The following is a 17,217-nucleotide window of genomic DNA, read 5'->3' as shown; positions in this document are numbered from 1 at the left end:
AGGCAATCAATCTGGCTCGCGCACCTTGCGGCGATGGCGTGGGCGTTTAGCAGGCGTCTTGGGAAAGGAAGCATTGATTCGTGATTCGACGAGCGCACGGGGAACCATATGACGGGCATGGACGTGAGCAAGGACGCGTTCAAACTTCTTGCCTCGCTGTGGTGGCGGCAAGGTATGGATTAGCCGCGCTTCGCGTGGGGAGCCTTCCCGCATCAAACGCAACCATGCGTGGAAATTATCGGTCTCGCGCAATGGCTTGGGACTCGACATGCCGAGTTCGGCGGCAATCGCTGGGGCGTCCTGCGCGCCCACGCGGAAGGCGATGATCGTCCCGGCGTTGCCGAAGACCGCATGCTGGAGGCTTTCCGGCAGCTGAGCAATATGCTGATTCACCGCGACCAAGGACAGCCGCCATTTTCGTGCCTCTGACAGGATCGAGGCGAAGCTGTCGGTCGCGAAGTTCTGGAATTCATCGACGTAGAGCGTGAAGTCGCGCCGCTCGCTCTCGCGTGTGTGTCGCCGGGCTTCTGCGGCCTGGGAGAAGGCGGTGATCAGCAACGCGCCGAGAAGGTGGGCTGGCTCCGTCCCGAGCCCGCCTTTGGAGAGATTGATGATCAGCGCTTTGCCCTTGTTCATGATGCGAGAGATGTCCAGCGTCGAAGCGTTCTGGCAGAGGATGGCGCGCAAGTACGGGTTTGCGAGCAGAACGCCGATTTTGTTTTCGATCGGCGAAATCGCTTCGTTGCGGAAGCGCGGGTCGTAATCGGCGTAACGGTCGCGCCAGTAGCCGCGAATGACCGGATCGGCACAGCGGCGGACAAGCCATTCCCGGTAGACGTCATCGACAAGTAGGCGGGGAAGCCCGAGCAAAGTTTGATCCTTGGTGTCGAGGAGGAGCCGCAGCGCGTTCGTCAGGATAAATTCGAGGCGCGGCCCCCAGCTCTGGCTCCAGATGTTCTTGAACGCCGAGGCAATGTTCGCGGTCGCTGTGGCGCGCTCATTCTCCGGCACGTTCGAGAGGGGATTGTAAGCAAAGGTATATTCGGGATCGGACGGGTCGAGATAGATAATGTCCTTCATCCGCTCGGCCGGCGTCATGCCGGCAATGTCTTTGCTCGCGTCGCCGTGCGGGTCGAGGAAGCAGAACCCCGCGCCGGCTTCGAGGTCCGCGCGCATGAGATTGACCAGCAGTCCGGTCTTTCCGGTACCCGTCTGGCCGATGATATACAAATGGCGGCGGCGGTCTTCCGGCAGCAAAGGAACGGCCTCGCCCGTCGCGAGCTCACCAAGGATCGTGGAACCGTCCGTGCGCATAGGCCGGCGGCGGAGCCGTGTCGAGGGTTCGTGCCGCTGGTACGATCTTCGATCGGTATCTTGCGCCGGCCTTTGTGCGCGGTCACCCGCGCGGAAGAGCTTCCCGCTTTCATTATAGGCGACCCTGGCCGACGGAGCGGCAACACGCTGCTCAAACCCGCGCCCCTTTGAATTGGGCGCGCGGGAATCGTCGAAGCGGTGAAAATTTTCGGCCGGGCGCTGCTGCGCAGCGCCGGTGACGAAGCGTAAGCTAGTCTGCTTGTGTCGTCTGGTGATGTCCGCGCCAGTTCGTCGTGCCGCGCTAAGCGGCCGACCCAAGGGGCTTTCCCGCGCGACGTGCCCTTGTGGCCGGAGCGCGTGGCTGGCTGGCCTCCGACAGGGGACAGAAAGGCCCTTGGGTCGGGCGCGATAGCGCACGCGAACTGGCGCGGAAGTGTTGATAATTCAGCGGTTTGTTGAATCGTGGGTCATATATGCGGGATATATGACCGAATATATGAGCTGATATATGTGTTCGCGCTCGATCGCGAGGGGAGCTGTCGGGTGGGTTTCGGGAAGCAGGGGATAAAAAAGGGGGACTGACGGCAAATGCCGGCAGCCCCCAAGAGCACCCTTGTCAGGAGTTACTATTCAGCCGAAGTGGCTGGATCGCGTCGGGCGATCCGCTCGGCAATCCATTCACAGATTTCCTTGTAGCACCAGGCGACCCGGCATTGTCCGAGCTGTACCCGCTTGGGGAATTGGCCCGCCTTTTCGAGTCGCGAGATGTGCTGGAAGCTGTAAGGGATACCGATCGTCTTGAGCTCCTTTTTCGAGACCAGCAGTCTGTCGATGTGCATCGTAATACTCCCGTGTCAGGGAGCATCGCGATGCTCGCCAGGAACCGCCGGCGGGCGAAAAGAATATAACAGGTCACCATGGCTGCGGCGAGCGTGACGTGGCTGAACATGGCGGAACATGGCTGCTCTGGAAAAGAGGAAGCCCCGCGTGATGCGGGGCTCCGGGTTTTGACGACAGCGACGTCGCGCGACTGCCGGGCTATCCCGAGTGAGGTCTTAGGTCGTTCCGAGCGGGTCTCTATCGGACGGCGGCCGATGTTCGAACGGCTCGGTTTCTCCCTCGCCGCTTCCCGTCAGGCGCGACAGGGCGTCGAACGGGAAGGAAGGGAGCGCGCTCGATGACGGCGGCAACGCTTTCTCCTTGGCGGACTTTTGCGGGCAGGTACGCGCCGTGTGTTCCGTGCTACCGCATATCGAGCACCTCGGCTTCTTCGGGGCTTCGCCGCCGAACAGCTCGACGAGCTGCTGGTCGATCTCTTCCCGCCTCTTGATGAGGTCCTTGGCGAGAGCGATACGGTCTTCGATGTTCATTTAGTCCTCCTGTTGTCGTTGGCGGGCGTGGCGCGACGAAGCCGTTCGCGCGCCATGTCCAAATATTCGGCGTCCTGTTCGACGCCGATGCAGTTGCGGCCGAGGAGTTTGCAGGCGACGGCCGTGGTGCCGGAGCCGAGGAATGGATCGAGGACGGTCTCGCCAGGCTTGCTGAACGACGCGACGCACCACTTCATCACGTCGAGGGCCTTCTGCGTCGGATGCCCGACGCGCGGCTCCTTGCTGTCGCGGACGAACCCGCGCCAGCGGCTGTTGAACACTTGTGCGGGCTTGGCGAATGAAGTCCACGCCAATTCACAGTCGGCGAAGGTGCCGCAGGGCAGCCCGTCATTCTTCCACCACACCAGCCAGCATCGAGACGGGGGAAGGTAATGCGCGAAGTGATTGCCGCCCCAGATCACCTGGCGCTTGCTCACACGGAGCATCTCGTCGAAGTAGACTTTCGGCGGGATAGCGGAATCCCAGTTCTTGGGCGTGAACGTCGAGCTCCCGATCTTCCCGGTCTTTGCGATGCCGATGCCATAGGGCGGATCGGTGCACAGCAGGTCGATGCTCTTGTCCGGAAGCCGCACCAAGGTATCGAGACAGTTGCCGAGGATGAGCCGGTTCATGCCGCCCTCCTGTTGTCATTGGCGGCCTGCAGCTGCGCGAACATCTCCTCGAAAAGCGCGAGCGGGATACGGCTGCGGTCTTTGGCGAGGGCAATGCCCTGCGTGCCGGTCTTCGAACCGCGCGGGGCGGCCTGGTGGCACGCATCGCCGTTCTTGCAGGGAGGCTTAGGTTTCCACCACCCGGCGTTCGTCCAGATATCGGTCGGCTTCATACGCGTATCGCCGTACTGGCAATAGGTGACGGTGTGCCGCGTGAGTCCTTGCATGAATGGCATCTTGCGGAGCATCCCGCGCGGGTTCTCGATGAACCACCAAGTCGGGCCTGTGGCGGCGATGAGAGCGAGGGTGCGGACGACAAGAGCGAGCGCGGTTCGAGCTCGTTCGGTCTTGGGCCGCCCGTCGCGATGCCAGTTCCTGCCGATGACCGCGACGCTGAATCCTTCACAGGGCGGCGACGCCCAAAGGATGTCGGGGCGGCAAGGCAGGTCTCCTACCCGAATATGCCGGATGTCCTCGCATAGGTCGGGGTTGAACGAATTATCGTTGTCGACGGTGAAAGTCTGATGGCGGAAGCGCCGAGCGACACCGCTGAACGATTCGGTGCCGCTGAACAATTCGATTGTCTGCATCTGGTGTGTCCTCCAATGTGGCGGACACCCATTTATTCCCAGAAAATTCAGCTGTAACCGTCACGCATGTTCAGGTGCGCGCCGCCATGTTGCCAGTGAATGGCTATGAGGACACAAAAAATATTCGCTCACACGCCTCCCGTCATTCGTCTCGCGAAGTAACACGGTAAAGCCGCTACCGCCGGCCCGCTTGGTTACGGAAATCTCGTTCCAAAGACGACGGTGGTACACACATTTATATCGAGCCCGGTGCAATGTGCGCAAACGCACTGCGACGTTGCTCAGTCGCTTGTAGACGAAGCTGAGTACACCACCCTTGCATCGGAGATAGGGATGAGACGCTTTAGGCAATCCGCTACCATGGCTGTTCTCGTGATGATGATAGCGACGTCGAGCGCCACCGCTCAGTGTGTTCGCGCCGATGCATCGCTCGCCGGTCACTACTCTATGCGCGGCGTGATGGAAGTCGGGTCGGAACTTCGGCTGCAGGCGAACGGCCAGTTTGAATACATGCTGGCCTATGGCGCGCTCGACGAACTAGCATCGGGCTGCTGGTCGCGCGATGGTCAGGTAGTGACGCTCGTGGCGTCGACATTCGAGGCTAACGCGGAAGACCCTATGAAATTTGATCGACTCGAATTGGAGGTCAAACCGGGTGGCAAACTCATGCGCCGGTTCGATGACGGCCATACCGGCACATATTCTCGCTGATGTCATGCTGCGATAAAAGGAGCCCCGCTCAACGCGGGGCTCCGGATCCGGTCATGCGCTTTCCTCCAGCTTCTCGGAGAATGAGCGCAGGTAGTCGGCTGCCGCACTCGCTTTCGACGCTGCGGTGAAGATGGCCCGGTCGTCCTCCTTCAGAAGCGATAGCCAACTCGCGATGTACTCGTCGTGACGAAGGCGTCCCTCCACGCCAAGATGCGCGCACAAGAACGCCGCGCCGAGCTCGGCGACGAGCTCCTCGGCCGCATATGCTTTTGTGCCGAAGCGGTTCGCGAGATCGCGCTTGAGGCGCTTCTCGTTTCCGCTCCAGTGGACGAGCTCATGCAGCTTGGTCGCTTCGTAGTGCTGCTCGGATTCGAAGTCACTTGCATTCGGCAGCGCGATGAAGTCCCGAGAGGGGACATAGCAGGCGCGGTCGCCGCCGTGGCGGATGTCCGCGCCCGTCGCTGAGACGAAAGTCTCGACAACGCCAGAGAGCGGTGGCTCCGGTAGGGGAGCGAGCGCCTCGACCCCTTCCACCTGCGCGACATTGAAGACGGTGAACGCGCGCAACATGGAAATCTGGCGTGCCTCGTCATCGTCGTCGGTCACGCTGATGCGTTTGGTGAACACAATCTGCGTGCCTTTCTCGCCCTTGCGGACATGGCCGCCCGCATCGAGCGCCTGCTTGAAGGTCAGCCAAGCGTTTTTGGGGAAGCCTCGCTCATCGGCCGCGTGCCAGAGTATCGGCACGTTGATGCCACGGTAGTGGTGTCCGTTAATCGCGTTGGCCGGCATGATGCCGACGCGCGTGCCGCTCTTCCATGGCTTGATCCACGGCGCGGTTCCTCCTTCGAGTTCGGCGATGATGGATTTGGTGACGTTCTCGTAGACGGCGGCTATGTGCATGGCCGCCTCCGTGTCAACGAACGTGTCATTGGTCTGCTCCTCCTCACAATCGACGCGCGCGAGTCGTGCGCCGAATGGGGAGGAGGAGGCTGCTCAGTAAATTGTAGCGCCGGTCTGCAGTGGAAAGAATCTTTCGCCGGTGCTCAGAAGAACTTGCCGGCGCGGTAGAGAAGCGAGCCCACCCACAAGACGAGGACGAGGTAATAGAACGCCCATCCCTCGGCAGGCGGGAACCACCGCGACATCGTGCGGAAGTGCTGCAGATACCAGTCACGCCCGAAGTAGACCATCAGGTTCGCGCCGACGGCGTCGACGAGGAGAAGGATGAAGATGATCGCTTCGATATTCATGATGCAGCCTCGAAAGGAGGGTTTGACGAACCGCCATTTTCATTGCCTGATTAATCCGCGGGAAGCAGTTCAATAGGGGAGCGATTGCACTGATCTCAACCTGGGCTGAAATCTCGACGATTTGGATTATAGCACGAGGCAGCGGGATGGGGACGCGGGCACCGTGATACAATGCGCCGGCTCAACATTCGCGGCGTATGAAGGACGTGCTATTCAGAAAATGGATAACCCTCAAAGGAAATTTGCATAGTCGAAGGCATCAGCCCCCGTTCGTCTCCGAGGGAGACATTTGGTGGGCGAGCGTCGGAGAGAACGTCGGTTCGGAAATCAATGGGAAAAGCGATCTGTTCTCTCGACCGGTGGTGATCTACAAAAAGCTTGCCCATGGCTTCTACTTCGTCGTGCCGACAACGACCGCGGAGCGACAAGGCAGTTGGTTCGTCGCATTTCGCCAGAACAAGAAGTCGATGGCGGCGTGCCTGCATCAGGCGCGTGCGATCGACCATCGACGACTGTCATCGAAGCTCGGCGCGTTGGACGACGAGGATTTCGAGCGGATCAAAGACGGGTTCCGAACGCTCTATCGATAAAAAATTCCCCGCCATTGCTGGCGGGGCCGCGGGAGAATCCCGAATGTAAGTTCATTGTACGCGAAGGCATGGTTCGCGCAAGCCGCAACGTGCGAAATCGAAGGTCGGCAGGGAATGCCTCAACAGAGCCATTTTCTAGCGTCGCACAATATTTGTTTCGCGACCTGCAGCATTGGCAATCATCAGGGTCATCCCGTGATTTCGCTTCGGCGCGATTGAATATAACTGATCGCGTCCGCTTTCGAGCGGCTATCGATACCGGTAAATGTTATCTGATCGCCATCGCGGAAAACGATCTTTGTGGCCGTGGGAACGAACCACCCTGCATTTTGATTGTCTTCACTTATACTTGAAATATCCGCAATCGTGTGTGTTCTTGGACGACCAATCAAGGATGTACGAGTTATCGTGTCGCCTGTGATAGTGATTGTCTGGCCGAATTGAATAAATAGAGCCACCAATAATATCGCAAATATGAACCATGCTCGGTTAATCATTGCGCCGGCGTCAAACTCCCCTGGATTGAAGGCAAGACTTGCGAGGACAGCGAACACCACCATGACTATGGTATGAATTGTCGGTGCTCGAAGCACAAAGTGTCGCTCAGTGATCATTTTGTGGAATGAATGGGGACAGGCAAAATTAAGTTTGGAATCCTGTGTCATGATGGCGCAACGAGTTGTCATCCGTTTGCGTGACCCGACGAAATTATAGCAACGTTAGCTATTCCCCTCCCCTGATACGACCATAAAGAGAGGTTCGCACTGCGACACGCTGCCGCTTTATGTCAAGCCAGCCCCCTTCCTTGTCTCGTATCCAGATTTGTCGATGTTCTATTTCAGTTGCCCATCCGTCAATTCCTGTTGGATTTAATGGTCCTTGGAAGTATGGCTGCCTCTACAACGCTAATGGCCCGAAGTAGGTCACATACGCGCCTATGAGGAGCGAAATCCCTACAGCGAACATTGCGACGTCATATGTTTTTCGGAACCAGGGAGCATCAGTATCGATGAGCCAAGAGAACAAAGTTTCAAACCATGGATGATGGAGATCGTACAGCCACTCGGCGATTCGCGCGCTGCGCGCGATAAAGACAAGACCCAATGCTGCGATTATCAAGGATATTACTGGCACAATGTGTTTCTGGTAGAGGCTTTAGTCGAGCAGTCCTAGCGTCGCAAGCCCAAAAATTACCATGAGTGCTCCTATGAAAGCGCCTTTTGATCCGGTGATGCGCATGTTGGCAACGGCGTTTTGATACTCATCTGACTTTATGTCAGGTCGCTTTCCTTCGCTGCGTGAAAAATTCCATTGTTGATATGAGTGATGTGTCGCTAGCAATAATCCCCAAGTCAGGATGGCTGCGCCAATGATGATTGAACTTACCTGCCCTACAACGGCTAAGAATGCATTGATCGTAGGTAACACATTACGTCAGATTACAACTAGCAATACGTTCGAGGGCTATCACCGTCGCCAAACTCCTAGGCGAAGACCTGTGCCAATCCAGAGTACGACCGTTCCTATGTCTATCATCAGCAAAGTATCATTTGGTATCGCGGTCACATTCGTCGAAAACAGGTGGACGAGGCCAGCGGAGAGAGTATAAAGACCAGCGATAGACCAAAGCAGCTCATCGTTATGCAGGCTTCTCTTCCATCGAAGATAGCCATAAGCGGTCGCCGTCGCTCCAAAAAAGACCGTTAAGATGTGAAAAAAGTTGCCAGCCATAATCGATTTATTTACAGATAACGCCACATGTAGATTGTGGTTTTCGTAATTCTGCGTTTGTCTGCGCCATTTGAGGAAGGTTGGTCCCCTCCACTAGGGAGGTTTGTTGTCCTGTCGTAGTGGTTCGTGGCGCTGCAATTGATTCAGTCGGCATACAGCTGTCGCGGCATGCCTCTGGATAGCCTGCTGGGAACTGCTTTACAATTTGCGGTCTAGGCATTTGGGAATTGCGGAATGCTTCCGCCGTATTCGCAATGCTATCTGCCTTTTCCATGAGTGACTGCGCTACATCAATTAAGCCAATCGAGACACCAATTGTTGCGATTGTAGGGCCCCACTTTCCATGTGGCGGCCTAATGGATCCGTCCGGAAGGCCGTTTAGGTAAGCATTCTGTGTCACCAACTGACCTGTTTGGTAGTCCACGCCAGGCGCTGGGTAGTATTGCGAAGCAATATATACGGCCGCTGCAACAGAGCCTATAGCTATGACTGGCGGCAACCAAGCGGGCGCTGTAACAGCAATTTCTGGAATCAATGGAGCAAAGGCCGCCGAACTAGCAAACCGGCCATTTGGGTCTTTGCTTGTAACTGGATTGGCGTTGGCATACCCATAGCTATTGAGTTGCTGTGGGTTACTGAGAACGACTAGGCCCTCTCGGGTCCGCGAGATTTCCCAGAACACCGGGTCCTGTGAGAGGAACTGTCCCCTTCCCCCGTCGTAGTAGCGGGCGTTTAGGTAGCTTAGCCCGGTCGCGTCGCCGTATTCGCCGATATACTCTCGCTGCGCTCCGGCATACGTGCCCACTTTCGAATCGAGGCGTGTGACACCGTACGGATAGTAGTCGAGTGTCTGCACGACAGTGCCGGTACTGCTCGTCACGACCTGCGTTGATCCGAGATGATCGGCGAGGATGAAGCGGACTGCTGAGGTCGCCGAACTACCGCTGGAAGCCGAGACGAGCGGCTTGAAGGTGGCAAGAGAGGCCGCCCACGCGCCACTCGTGGAGACGGTAAACGTTGCGGCTGTGCTCGTGCCGGTCGAAACGACCTTGTCCTCGCTCGCGTGGCGCTCTACCCAGTCGTTGTCGATGACTTGCGTGCGAAGGGTGTAGCCTGTCCCGGCTGTCCACGTATCGTTTGTGTTCATACTCCACGCCGCGCCGAAGTACAGCTCGTTGTCCAGTGTGGTTGTCACGGAACCGGAGGAGAGTGCCGTGCCGGTGCCGACTGCCTTGTTGTTCTTGTCCAAGGGCGACGACGTGGCAACCCCGGAATACTCGTGTGCCGAGATGGTACCGCCTTTGCTGCTGGTAATAGTGAAGGAGGAGCCGCCCGTGACGTTCTTGGCGTAGAAGATAGCGATATGGTCGTCGCCGTTCCCAATCTCGTTGACGCGGGTGTAGGTGTTGCCCTTGTTGTCGGTAATTGCGTTCGTCGGAATTGCGGTGGTGCTCCAAACGGAGAGTGCGACGGTGACGAGATTGCCAGCCGTCACGGAATTCGGCAGCGTCACGACACCGCTCGTTGCGACGGCTGACTGGATGATCGCGGGCGTTGAGGTGCTCGGGCCGCTTGGCGAGCCAGGTGTTCGGTCGATCGTGGCTACGGGTAGGCCGAAGGCGAAAATGTGCTTGGTGTTCGTCGCACCGCTGGTGCTGAAATACTTGTTCGGGAAGAAGGTCGTCTGCGAGCCTTCCACCGTCTTCACTCGGTTTTCCGTGTGGTCGTATGAGTATGTAGACGTTGCCGCGCCGGTGCCTGCCGAGGTGAGGCGATTGCGATAGTCCCAGGCGTACGTCCAGGGGCTCGCGGCCGCAAGGTTGCCGTTGTTGTCGTAGGTGTAGGTGGTGGCCGAGCCGCCGCCTCCCTGCGTCACCAGTGGCTTGAAGGTGGCTAACGCCATCGCCCATTCGTCGCTCGTGCCGGTTGTGAATGTCGCCGAGGTCGTCGTCGCAGTCGTGAGAACGCGGTCTTCGCTTGCGTGTCGCTCGTACGAATTGTTGTCGATCTGCTCTTGACGCTTGGTGTATCCGGAGCCGGCTGTCCAGGAGTCATTGTGCGCCATGCTCCACGCGACGCCGAAGGCGAGTTCGTTACCGACCGTTGTCGTCACAGGGCCGGTAGTGGGTGTGTTGCTTGACCCCGTGCTCGTCGCGACCTTGTCGACTGGCGACGAGGTGGCGATGCCCGAATACTCGTGCACCGAAAACGTGTTGTTGATGCTGCAGTAGACAGTGAAGGAAGAGCCGCCGGTAACGTTCTTGGCGTAGAAGATCGCCGCGCGGTCGTCGCCATTCACCGCCTCCCCGAGCTTCGTGTAGGTGTTGCCCTTGTTGTCGGAGATGGCATCTGACGGAATAGGCACGGTGCCCCACGCGGTGACTCCGACGATGACGGTGTTGCCAGCCGTCACCGAGCTCGGCAGCGTGGCGGAACCGGTCGAGCGGTCGAGTACGCTTTGGATGTAGGTCGGGGTCGAGGTGCTTGCTCCTCCTCCCCCGCTGGAGATCGATGTCACCGCATGCGGGTTGGTATATCCGGTGCCGGCATAGCTATATGTGCCGGCCGGGCCAGAGAGGATGCTGCCGAGCGCGTCGTACGAGAAGGCATGCTTGAAGTCTTGGCTTGATGTCGCAGCCGACGAAGAGGCAGTGACGAGGCGCGAGAGCGCGTCGTACGTGTAGTCCATCGTCTTGGCTGTCGCCACGGTCGAGGCGTCGACGATGCGCGTTATGTTGCCGACGGCGTCGTAGGTATACGTGAGGTCCTGCGCTTTCTGCGCATTCGGGAGCGTCGAGACCTTCGAGGTGAGCCGGTACAGGGCGGCGGGGTTGTATGTATTGACCGTTGTCACGCCGTTAGCGAGCTGGAGGGTCGTGGGCAGCCATGTTGGCGCGTAGTCGACGTTGGTAAGGATATTCGTAAAGTTCGACCCTGATTCCTTCGCCTGGATGGAGTCGATGAGGCCGGCGGCATTGTAGACATAGCGAACCTGCGTGTTGTCCGGGTATGTGATGAGTGTCTCGTTCCCGTGCCGGTCGACTGTGTAGCCGGTCGCAAAGGACGTGGTGGTGCCGATGATGGTCACCGTGTCTGTCGCCTTCGAGCCGAGTGGGTTGTACGTAAACTGGTAACGAGCCGCCGTGCTGCTGGCGATGCACAGGCGTAATTTGCCGTAGGTGCAGGAGTCGTAGGTGTAGGTTACCTCGGTGCCGCTTGAACCGGTGTAGTCTTCGGTCGCTACGCGATTGAGGGCGTCGTAGGTGTAGTAGATGGTCTGAGTCTTCGGGTCGACGGTCTGCGTGAGATTGCCCGCGTCGTCGTAGGAATACGACCAGGCACCGAAGGTGCCGTCAGCGGGCGCGTGCAGGTCCTGCGCACTGAGCCGGCGCGAGCGGCCGTCGTAGGTGAAGTTGCGGATGTTGCCGAGAGCGTCGGTGATCTTGGTGAGGTTGTTGAGTACGTCGTAGGTGTAAGTGGTCGAGTAGGTAGATGTGGCAAGATACTCGTTGACCTGGACAAGGTTCTCGAAGGCGTCTTTGAGGTAGTCGTGCACCGAGCCGTTCGGGTCGGTGGTGGTCACCTTCCATGGCGTGTAGGCATTGGTCGTAGTGCCGACGGCGGTGGCGATTGTCGTTGGGCGGCGCAGGGCGTCATAGGTGTAGGTGGTGAAGAGCGATGCGGTGGTCGTCGGCGAGGTGTACGACGAGCCGGTCGAGAAGTATGGCAGCGACTCGGATGACGTGAGACTGTTGAGGCCGTAGGCGGTGTCGCGCGCGACGAAGGTGTTTGCTGCTTCGGCGGTCTTGCGCTCCTGAATGATGCGGCCGAGGCCGTCGAAGTATTGGTAGGCGTCGGTCGACGTGGCGCTGTTGAGGTGGTCGGTGCGGCGAACGGAAGTGGGCAGTGTGTTGTCGACGTAGGTGAAGGACGACTTCGTGACGAGTGTCGACGGCGTCGTGAGGTCGGGTTGCTTCACAAGCACGGGGCGGCCAAGGCCGTCATGCACGGTGCTTGTGACGAGTCCATTCGAGTCAGTGGTCGTGGCGACCTTGCCAGAGGCATAGTCGTACGAGTAAGTGGTCGACTGTGAGAGCGCGTTGGTGGTGGTGGCGACGTAGAGGTTGTAGGGGTCGTAGGTAGAAGTCGCGGTGTTCCCGCGCGCATCCTTCGACTGCATGACGAGGCCGTATGAGTTGTAGGTGCGCGTGGTACTTGCGTAGGATGTGCCGTCCTTCCATTCCTCGGTCTTCGTCTCGTTGCCAAGGCTGACCGAGCCGAGCGCGAGATTGTCGTAGTAATGGCGGGTCTGCTTCACCTGCGTCGCGCTGTGGTCGACGGTGACTTCATCGTACGGCGCGTTTTTCACGCTGGAGCCGCCACTCAACGCATAGCTGATGGTGGTCGTGCGGCTGTCGGTGCCGGTGTCGCTGAACGTGCCATCGGTCGCGCCGGTGACCTCTCCCCATTCTTTCTTCTCGGTGAGGTTGCCCGTCGTCGACGAGTAGGTGTACGAGGTCGCGCGATCGCGGTGCGTGCCCAGGCCGTCGTATGACAGCTCAACAGTCTGCGCGAGGAATGGGAAGGTTGCGCTGCCGCTGGTCGTCGCCTCATCCCACTTGGTGATGGCAAGGTGGTAGAGGGTGCCGGCGGTGCTGGCGGTCTCCACGCGGTACGGCTTGCCGATCTTGCCGTAGGAGTCGCTGTACTCGCCGAGCGTCGTGGACGATGTGTTGCCCTGGTGGAAGTACGTCGTGATGGTGCGATCGGAGTCTGTCTGCACGATCTTCGCGAAGCCGCCGAGACGGTGGTTGGACGCACTCTCGTAGTGGTTGACGCCGCCGTGGTAGCTGTAGGTGGTGGTGGCGCGCAAGCCGAGCCCGTCGTCGAAGCCTGCTGCCGAGAGCGTCTGCAGGAGGTACGGGAGCTTCGGATTGAGCAGCTGGTTGGATGCGTCCTTGTAGCGTGGCGTCGCCTGGTACGCGAAGTTGTATGCGCCGCCCTTCGGAAGGTTCGCCCGTATGAGGATATCGGTCGCGCGGTTGTTGCTGATCCAGACGTGATTGTTGCTCTGCAGATCGCTTTGGAATTCGTCGGTGACGCCGTCGCCGTTGAGGTCGGAGAACCCGACGCCCTCCTTCGTTGTGTACTCGGGCACGCTCCAGTCGGTCTCGGTGCGCCATGTGCCGTCGCCGTTGTTGATGTGCACGTCGTCGTGGTAGTTGGTTTCGCCGTACCACACCTTGTTCACCACGTCCGCAAGGCCGTCGCTGTTGACGTCGACGATCTCTGCGCCGAAGCCGGCGACCTTGTTGCCACCGAATGAGATGGGCATCTGCCAATCGTTCGCGAGCGTCCAGCCATGCCCGGTGCTCAGCCATACTTTGTTTGCAGGGCCGCCGGTGTTGGTGCCGGAGTTCGAGTGGTAGACGTCGACCAGGCCGTCGCCGTTGAGGTCGGCCATGCCGGTGCCATCCCAACCCATGTCGACCGGCACGGCCCAGGTAGTCGTGCTGTTCGTCCATGTGCTGTCGCCGTTATTGATGAAGACGTCGTCGAATATGAGGGAGGGGTTGTAGGCGATGTGGCGCACGAAGTCGGTGAGGCCGTCGCCGTTGACGTCGAGGACGTAGGTGCTGGTGTACGCGCTATCCATATTCAGCGGCAGTGTCGTGCTGCTGAGCGCCCAGCCTGCGCCGGTGTTCATCCACACGTTGTTGATGGTCGTCGTGCCGGCGACGTAGCTCTCGTAGATATCAGGGAGCGCGTCGCCGTTGAGGTCAGCGAGGCCCGCGCCGTTGGCGCTCCAGATGCCGTGATAGAGATAGATGGGAAGCGCCCAGGTCGAGGTGCTGTTCGTCCAGGTGCCATCGCCGTCGTTGAGGAAGACGTCGTTGTATTGGGCGCCCGCGCCGAAGTCGTATGAACGGATGACGTCGGTCAGCGCGTCGCCGTTGACGTCGATGAAGTAAAAGCCCGTGGCGTCGGTCGTCACGGCCGCGGGCATCGACCACGAGGCATCCTGTGCCCACCCCTTCGTCGTGGTCGCGTACGAGAAGGTTGCTGCCGGGAGAGTGACAACGCCTCCTCCTGCGTCTCTGCCGGATTCGGTGATGCCGGTCAGGAGCAGCCGGTTGCCTGCGACCCCGGTGCCGGTCGAGAGCGCGTACTTTCTCGCCCATGAGCCGTTGACGCTCGCAGCGATCTCGCTGATGCGGTAATTCGTCTTCACCGGGAAGCCGGCGAGCGCGGTGAGCTGCTTGTTGTCGGTGCGTGACGTACGCGTGAAGTCGATCTGAAAGACGCCATTCGTAGCGCCGTTGCCTGTGTAGATGATTGATGATGGGTATATCTGTCCTGCGTCCTTGTAGTACTGGTATGTGATGAAGTCGTTGTTCGTGTCGCGCACTTCCGTCAGCATCCATTTGTATATGCGGGTGCTGTCGGCCGGGTCGTCTTGCCGCTCCGCGGTGGTCGAGCCAAAGGTGTAGCGCGTGCCTCGCTTGTCGGTGACGACCCAGCGATTATCCGAGAAGAGATACGAGAGAAATGAGCCGTCGTCTGATTTGGCGATATAGGTGCTCGTTGCGCTCGTGGTCGCAAGCTCCCCGGAGAGGGAGGAGTAGAAGGAACTGCTCGACGCCATCTTCTCGATGCCGCTGCGATTCTCTCGCCGGATGAACGGAATATTCAATGACCACCCGTATCCGAACAGTACGTCTTCTGCCGAATGCTGATTGCTGTACGACAGCTGCAGATCGGGCTGCAGGCCGTTGCGGCCGGGAGGCAGCGTCAGCGGGTACGAGTATGTGAGAGCGCCGGATTCGTAGCCGGCGCGGTAAGGCAGATTGTTTTCCATCGTCGTGAATTCGCCGACGACGCCTGTTGAGAATGCGGCCGCGGCATCTGGTGCAGGCGTCTCGGGGGTGAGGCCTGCTGCCGGATTCGATACGTCGACCGCCGTATCGCTCGGTGATGGTTCGGGGAGCGGGGCGGGAGCTGCCGCAGGCGGATTCTCTGGCACGGGCGGCGCAACCTCGGGTGCTGCGCCTCCCACAGAATCTCGCTCTGGACTCACATGCCGTTCTGCTCGAACAGGAGGACTTGCGTCATCTTGAATGGGCGCTTCTTGCGCCAGTGCGACGCCAGTCGACGAAAGGTTGAGGGCGACAAGCAACACAGCAGCGATGCTTCGTTCGAGAACTCCTGCTCTTTGTGGCCAGAGCGACCCCATATGCCCCATATGCTACGCCTATTCCGGAAGCCCGCCACTGGCGCGTGTGGATATATCGTGTCGATTCGAGACGGCTTCATCAATATCCATGCGCTACCTTCTCTCGTCTCGCCGATTCGAGAACGCTACCTAAGTGCCGAGCATAGAGGATTACATTTGATAGGATTGCACGGCGCATGGGGAAGAATCCGCGCTCCGGGCCACATTGAAGCAAATCAGCTCGTTCCGGTTCCCGCTATCGCCATATCCCACTATCCTTCGCGAGTCTCCGAGATTTTCAACAATGTGTTGAGCACAAGAATGTCTGACCGAACGTGATTTTGGTAATAGTCAAAGTTGCGGCGCATCATCGCGAGCCGATCTTGCGGATTGTTCAACAGATGTCGAACATTGGCTATCAATTCAGATTCGGACGTGAATGGGAGATAATTGGTACCCTCGGTGAAGTCGCCTGGCAGCATGTAAGCTAGGGGCTCTGCGACCATCGCTCTGGCCGCGGCGACATATTCTCCGAATTTCCATCCGATGGAGTCGTGCAGGCCGGCAGTAGCAATGCATATATCGCTTTGCTTTACGGCCCGGAGAAAGGGCTCCCGTCTGGTGAGAGAACTCGGCAAAATGAGGTCTGGGGCTTGCGATCTCGAATACGCTTCATCCTGAAGCCCGCCAACAAATTGATCACCGAATTCGGCTCGACAAGCTCTGATGCAGTTGATTCGATTCTGGTTGATGGCTTCTCGTTCAGCCTTCAAGTGAGGCAGCGCAACATCGGCAGGGTTCCAAAGGCGGGCGAGGAACAGGATTCTGTCATTGCCGGTGGGCACCGGGTAATGTTCGAAGTCAGAAGCAGAAAACAACAATTTCCCGTAATAGGCGGAAAGCAGAAGCTTCGCCAGATCCTTCGCCTTATCGGCGATAGGCTTAGCCACGCCGTCCGTTGGTGAAAAAGCATAATTCAAGCCAAGGGGGTAGACTTTGCAATCCGGTGGAGCGTGTTGCGCAACCTGCTTATTGAAGCTTCTTTTGAAATAGAAATCTGCTTGAATGTGATGCTGGAAATACTGAAGATTGTCCTCTATCGTTCCGTCGATCCAGTTGAGCCCATCAAGGGTATCGTAGATTATGCGGTAGGAATCATTCACAGTCACTGCGAGAAGGGGTTTTTCTGGGTCACCCGTACTACTCGCGTAGGAAATGGAAACAATGCCCGCATCGGCCAGTCGTTGGAAGCCATCATAGAGTTGCGACAAATGCGGTGATGAGAAATATGACAATTCACACTTGAACGGAAACGTCATTGTCGACACTGTAGCACAAGCCGGAATATCGCAAATGACTGCTCATTTGGCGACGGCACACCAGTTTCTGTTCTCCCCTGGTTCGGCCGGATGACCGCGCACGAGTGGCGCTGCCTCGCCGGTGTCCATCATCACTCGCACCGGCAACAAATCGAGCGCATCAAAGCAGGGCTGGCTCAATTGTGAGCCTAGATTTTATCCTGGTAGCAATGCACCTTGCCCTGCGGAGGTGACCGTCGTCCCGGCGCGTCGAACCGCGTCCGTCCCTGTCTTGTCGCGACCTGTCGCGGCGCAGCGACACGAAGCACGCGCGTGTTTTCTGGGTTATCCCTCCTTGCGGGGGGAACAACAGATACCTGCTTTCGCAGCCCGGATATTGGCGGATTTTCTTTCTTTGAAAGCCACACAATGTGTTGAATATATTAAATACATATTAGAGAGCCGGAGGCGTTTTC

General features: G+C 58.5%; 12 protein-coding genes. 2 read left to right on the top strand and 10 right to left on the bottom strand.

What is annotated here, in order from left to right; translation table 11 throughout:
* Window positions 1-6 precede the first annotated feature (6 nt).
* The 5 genes from LG047_RS14080 to LG047_RS14060 all read right to left on the bottom strand — a co-directional run bounded on the left by LG047_RS14080 (window position 7) and on the right by LG047_RS14060 (window position 3,945).
* Window positions 7-1,632 carry a type IV secretory system conjugative DNA transfer family protein gene (locus tag LG047_RS14080; RefSeq protein ID WP_227967424.1) on the bottom strand — a complete coding sequence of 542 codons (1,626 nt, stop codon included), beginning with the start codon at window positions 1,630-1,632 and terminating at the stop codon, window positions 7-9.
* A gap of 308 nt (window positions 1,633-1,940) precedes the next feature.
* Entirely contained in the window at window positions 1,941-2,153 is a 213-nt protein-coding gene (locus tag LG047_RS14075; RefSeq protein ID WP_227967423.1) for an AlpA family transcriptional regulator, read from the bottom strand.
* A 216-nt stretch (window positions 2,154-2,369) separates the two neighbouring features.
* Window positions 2,370-2,684 (bottom strand): hypothetical protein, encoded by a 315-nt coding sequence (locus tag LG047_RS14070; RefSeq protein WP_227967422.1) that lies wholly within the window; start codon window positions 2,682-2,684, stop codon window positions 2,370-2,372.
* The gene (locus LG047_RS14065; RefSeq protein WP_227967421.1) at window positions 2,681-3,316 is read right to left on the bottom strand and encodes a DNA methyltransferase; all 636 of its coding nucleotides are present in this window, start codon (window positions 3,314-3,316) and stop codon (window positions 2,681-2,683) included. The genes LG047_RS14070 and LG047_RS14065 overlap by 4 nt, the downstream gene beginning before the upstream one ends.
* A complete protein-coding gene (locus LG047_RS14060) occupies window positions 3,313-3,945 on the bottom strand; it encodes a DNA cytosine methyltransferase (protein WP_227967420.1) in 633 nt (210 codons plus the stop codon). The genes LG047_RS14065 and LG047_RS14060 overlap by 4 nt, the downstream gene beginning before the upstream one ends.
* A 360-nt stretch (window positions 3,946-4,305) precedes the next feature.
* Between LG047_RS14060 and LG047_RS14055 the strand changes: the two genes are divergently transcribed.
* Window positions 4,306-4,656, top strand: coding sequence for a hypothetical protein (locus LG047_RS14055; protein WP_227967419.1), 351 nt, complete (start codon window positions 4,306-4,308; stop codon window positions 4,654-4,656).
* Between the two features lie 51 nt (window positions 4,657-4,707).
* On the opposite strand, the gene LG047_RS14050 is transcribed toward LG047_RS14055, so the two are convergent.
* Together LG047_RS14050 and LG047_RS14045 are read right to left on the bottom strand one after the other, a co-directional pair.
* On the bottom strand, window positions 4,708-5,559 hold the full coding sequence (locus LG047_RS14050) for an ArdC family protein (protein WP_227967418.1): 852 nt from the start codon (window positions 5,557-5,559) through the stop codon (window positions 4,708-4,710).
* Window positions 5,560-5,702: 143 nt separating this feature from the next.
* Window positions 5,703-5,909 (bottom strand): hypothetical protein, encoded by a 207-nt coding sequence (locus LG047_RS14045; RefSeq protein WP_227967417.1) that lies wholly within the window; start codon window positions 5,907-5,909, stop codon window positions 5,703-5,705.
* 197 nt (window positions 5,910-6,106) lie between these two features.
* On the opposite strand from LG047_RS14045, the gene LG047_RS14040 reads away from it, so the two are divergent.
* Window positions 6,107-6,499 (top strand): type II toxin-antitoxin system PemK/MazF family toxin, encoded by a 393-nt coding sequence (locus LG047_RS14040; protein ID WP_227967416.1) that lies wholly within the window; start codon window positions 6,107-6,109, stop codon window positions 6,497-6,499.
* 188 nt (window positions 6,500-6,687) lie between these two features.
* On the opposite strand, the gene LG047_RS14035 is transcribed toward LG047_RS14040, so the two are convergent.
* The 3 genes from LG047_RS14035 to LG047_RS14025 all read right to left on the bottom strand — a co-directional run bounded on the left by LG047_RS14035 (window position 6,688) and on the right by LG047_RS14025 (window position 16,762).
* Window positions 6,688-7,164, bottom strand: coding sequence for a hypothetical protein (locus LG047_RS14035; RefSeq protein WP_227967415.1), 477 nt, complete (start codon window positions 7,162-7,164; stop codon window positions 6,688-6,690).
* A 1,073-nt stretch (window positions 7,165-8,237) separates the two neighbouring features.
* Window positions 8,238-15,254, bottom strand: coding sequence for a SpvB/TcaC N-terminal domain-containing protein (locus tag LG047_RS14030; protein WP_227967414.1), 7,017 nt, complete (start codon window positions 15,252-15,254; stop codon window positions 8,238-8,240).
* Between the two features lie 461 nt (window positions 15,255-15,715).
* Window positions 15,716-16,762 (bottom strand): hypothetical protein, encoded by a 1,047-nt coding sequence (locus tag LG047_RS14025; protein WP_227967413.1) that lies wholly within the window; start codon window positions 16,760-16,762, stop codon window positions 15,716-15,718.
* Between the last annotated feature and the right edge of the window lie 455 nt (window positions 16,763-17,217).

Source organism: Methylocystis sp. WRRC1, assembly GCF_020733155.1.
GTDB lineage: Bacteria > Pseudomonadota > Alphaproteobacteria > Rhizobiales > Beijerinckiaceae > Methylocystis.
Note: the sequence above shows the minus strand (reverse complement) of the source record. Positions and strands in the feature narration are given on the sequence as shown.

Excerpts from the sequence above, each read along its gene's own strand:
- LG047_RS14075 (WP_227967423.1), bottom strand. The coding sequence starts at position 2,153 with ATGCACATCGACAGACTGCTGGTCTCGAAAAAGGAGCTCAAGACGATC.
- LG047_RS14070 (WP_227967422.1), bottom strand. The coding sequence starts at position 2,684 with ATGAACATCGAAGACCGTATCGCTCTCGCCAAGGACCTCATCAAGAGG.
- LG047_RS14065 (WP_227967421.1), bottom strand. The coding sequence starts at position 3,316 with ATGAACCGGCTCATCCTCGGCAACTGTCTCGATACCTTGGTGCGGCTT.
- LG047_RS14060 (WP_227967420.1), bottom strand. The coding sequence starts at position 3,945 with ATGCAGACAATCGAATTGTTCAGCGGCACCGAATCGTTCAGCGGTGTC.
- LG047_RS14055 (WP_227967419.1), top strand. The coding sequence starts at position 4,306 with ATGGCTGTTCTCGTGATGATGATAGCGACGTCGAGCGCCACCGCTCAG.
- LG047_RS14050 (WP_227967418.1), bottom strand. The coding sequence starts at position 5,559 with ATGCACATAGCCGCCGTCTACGAGAACGTCACCAAATCCATCATCGCC.
- LG047_RS14045 (WP_227967417.1), bottom strand. The coding sequence starts at position 5,909 with ATGAATATCGAAGCGATCATCTTCATCCTTCTCCTCGTCGACGCCGTC.
- LG047_RS14040 (WP_227967416.1), top strand. The coding sequence starts at position 6,107 with ATGAAGGACGTGCTATTCAGAAAATGGATAACCCTCAAAGGAAATTTG.
- LG047_RS14035 (WP_227967415.1), bottom strand. The coding sequence starts at position 7,164 with ATGACACAGGATTCCAAACTTAATTTTGCCTGTCCCCATTCATTCCAC.
- LG047_RS14025 (WP_227967413.1), bottom strand. The coding sequence starts at position 16,762 with ATGACGTTTCCGTTCAAGTGTGAATTGTCATATTTCTCATCACCGCAT.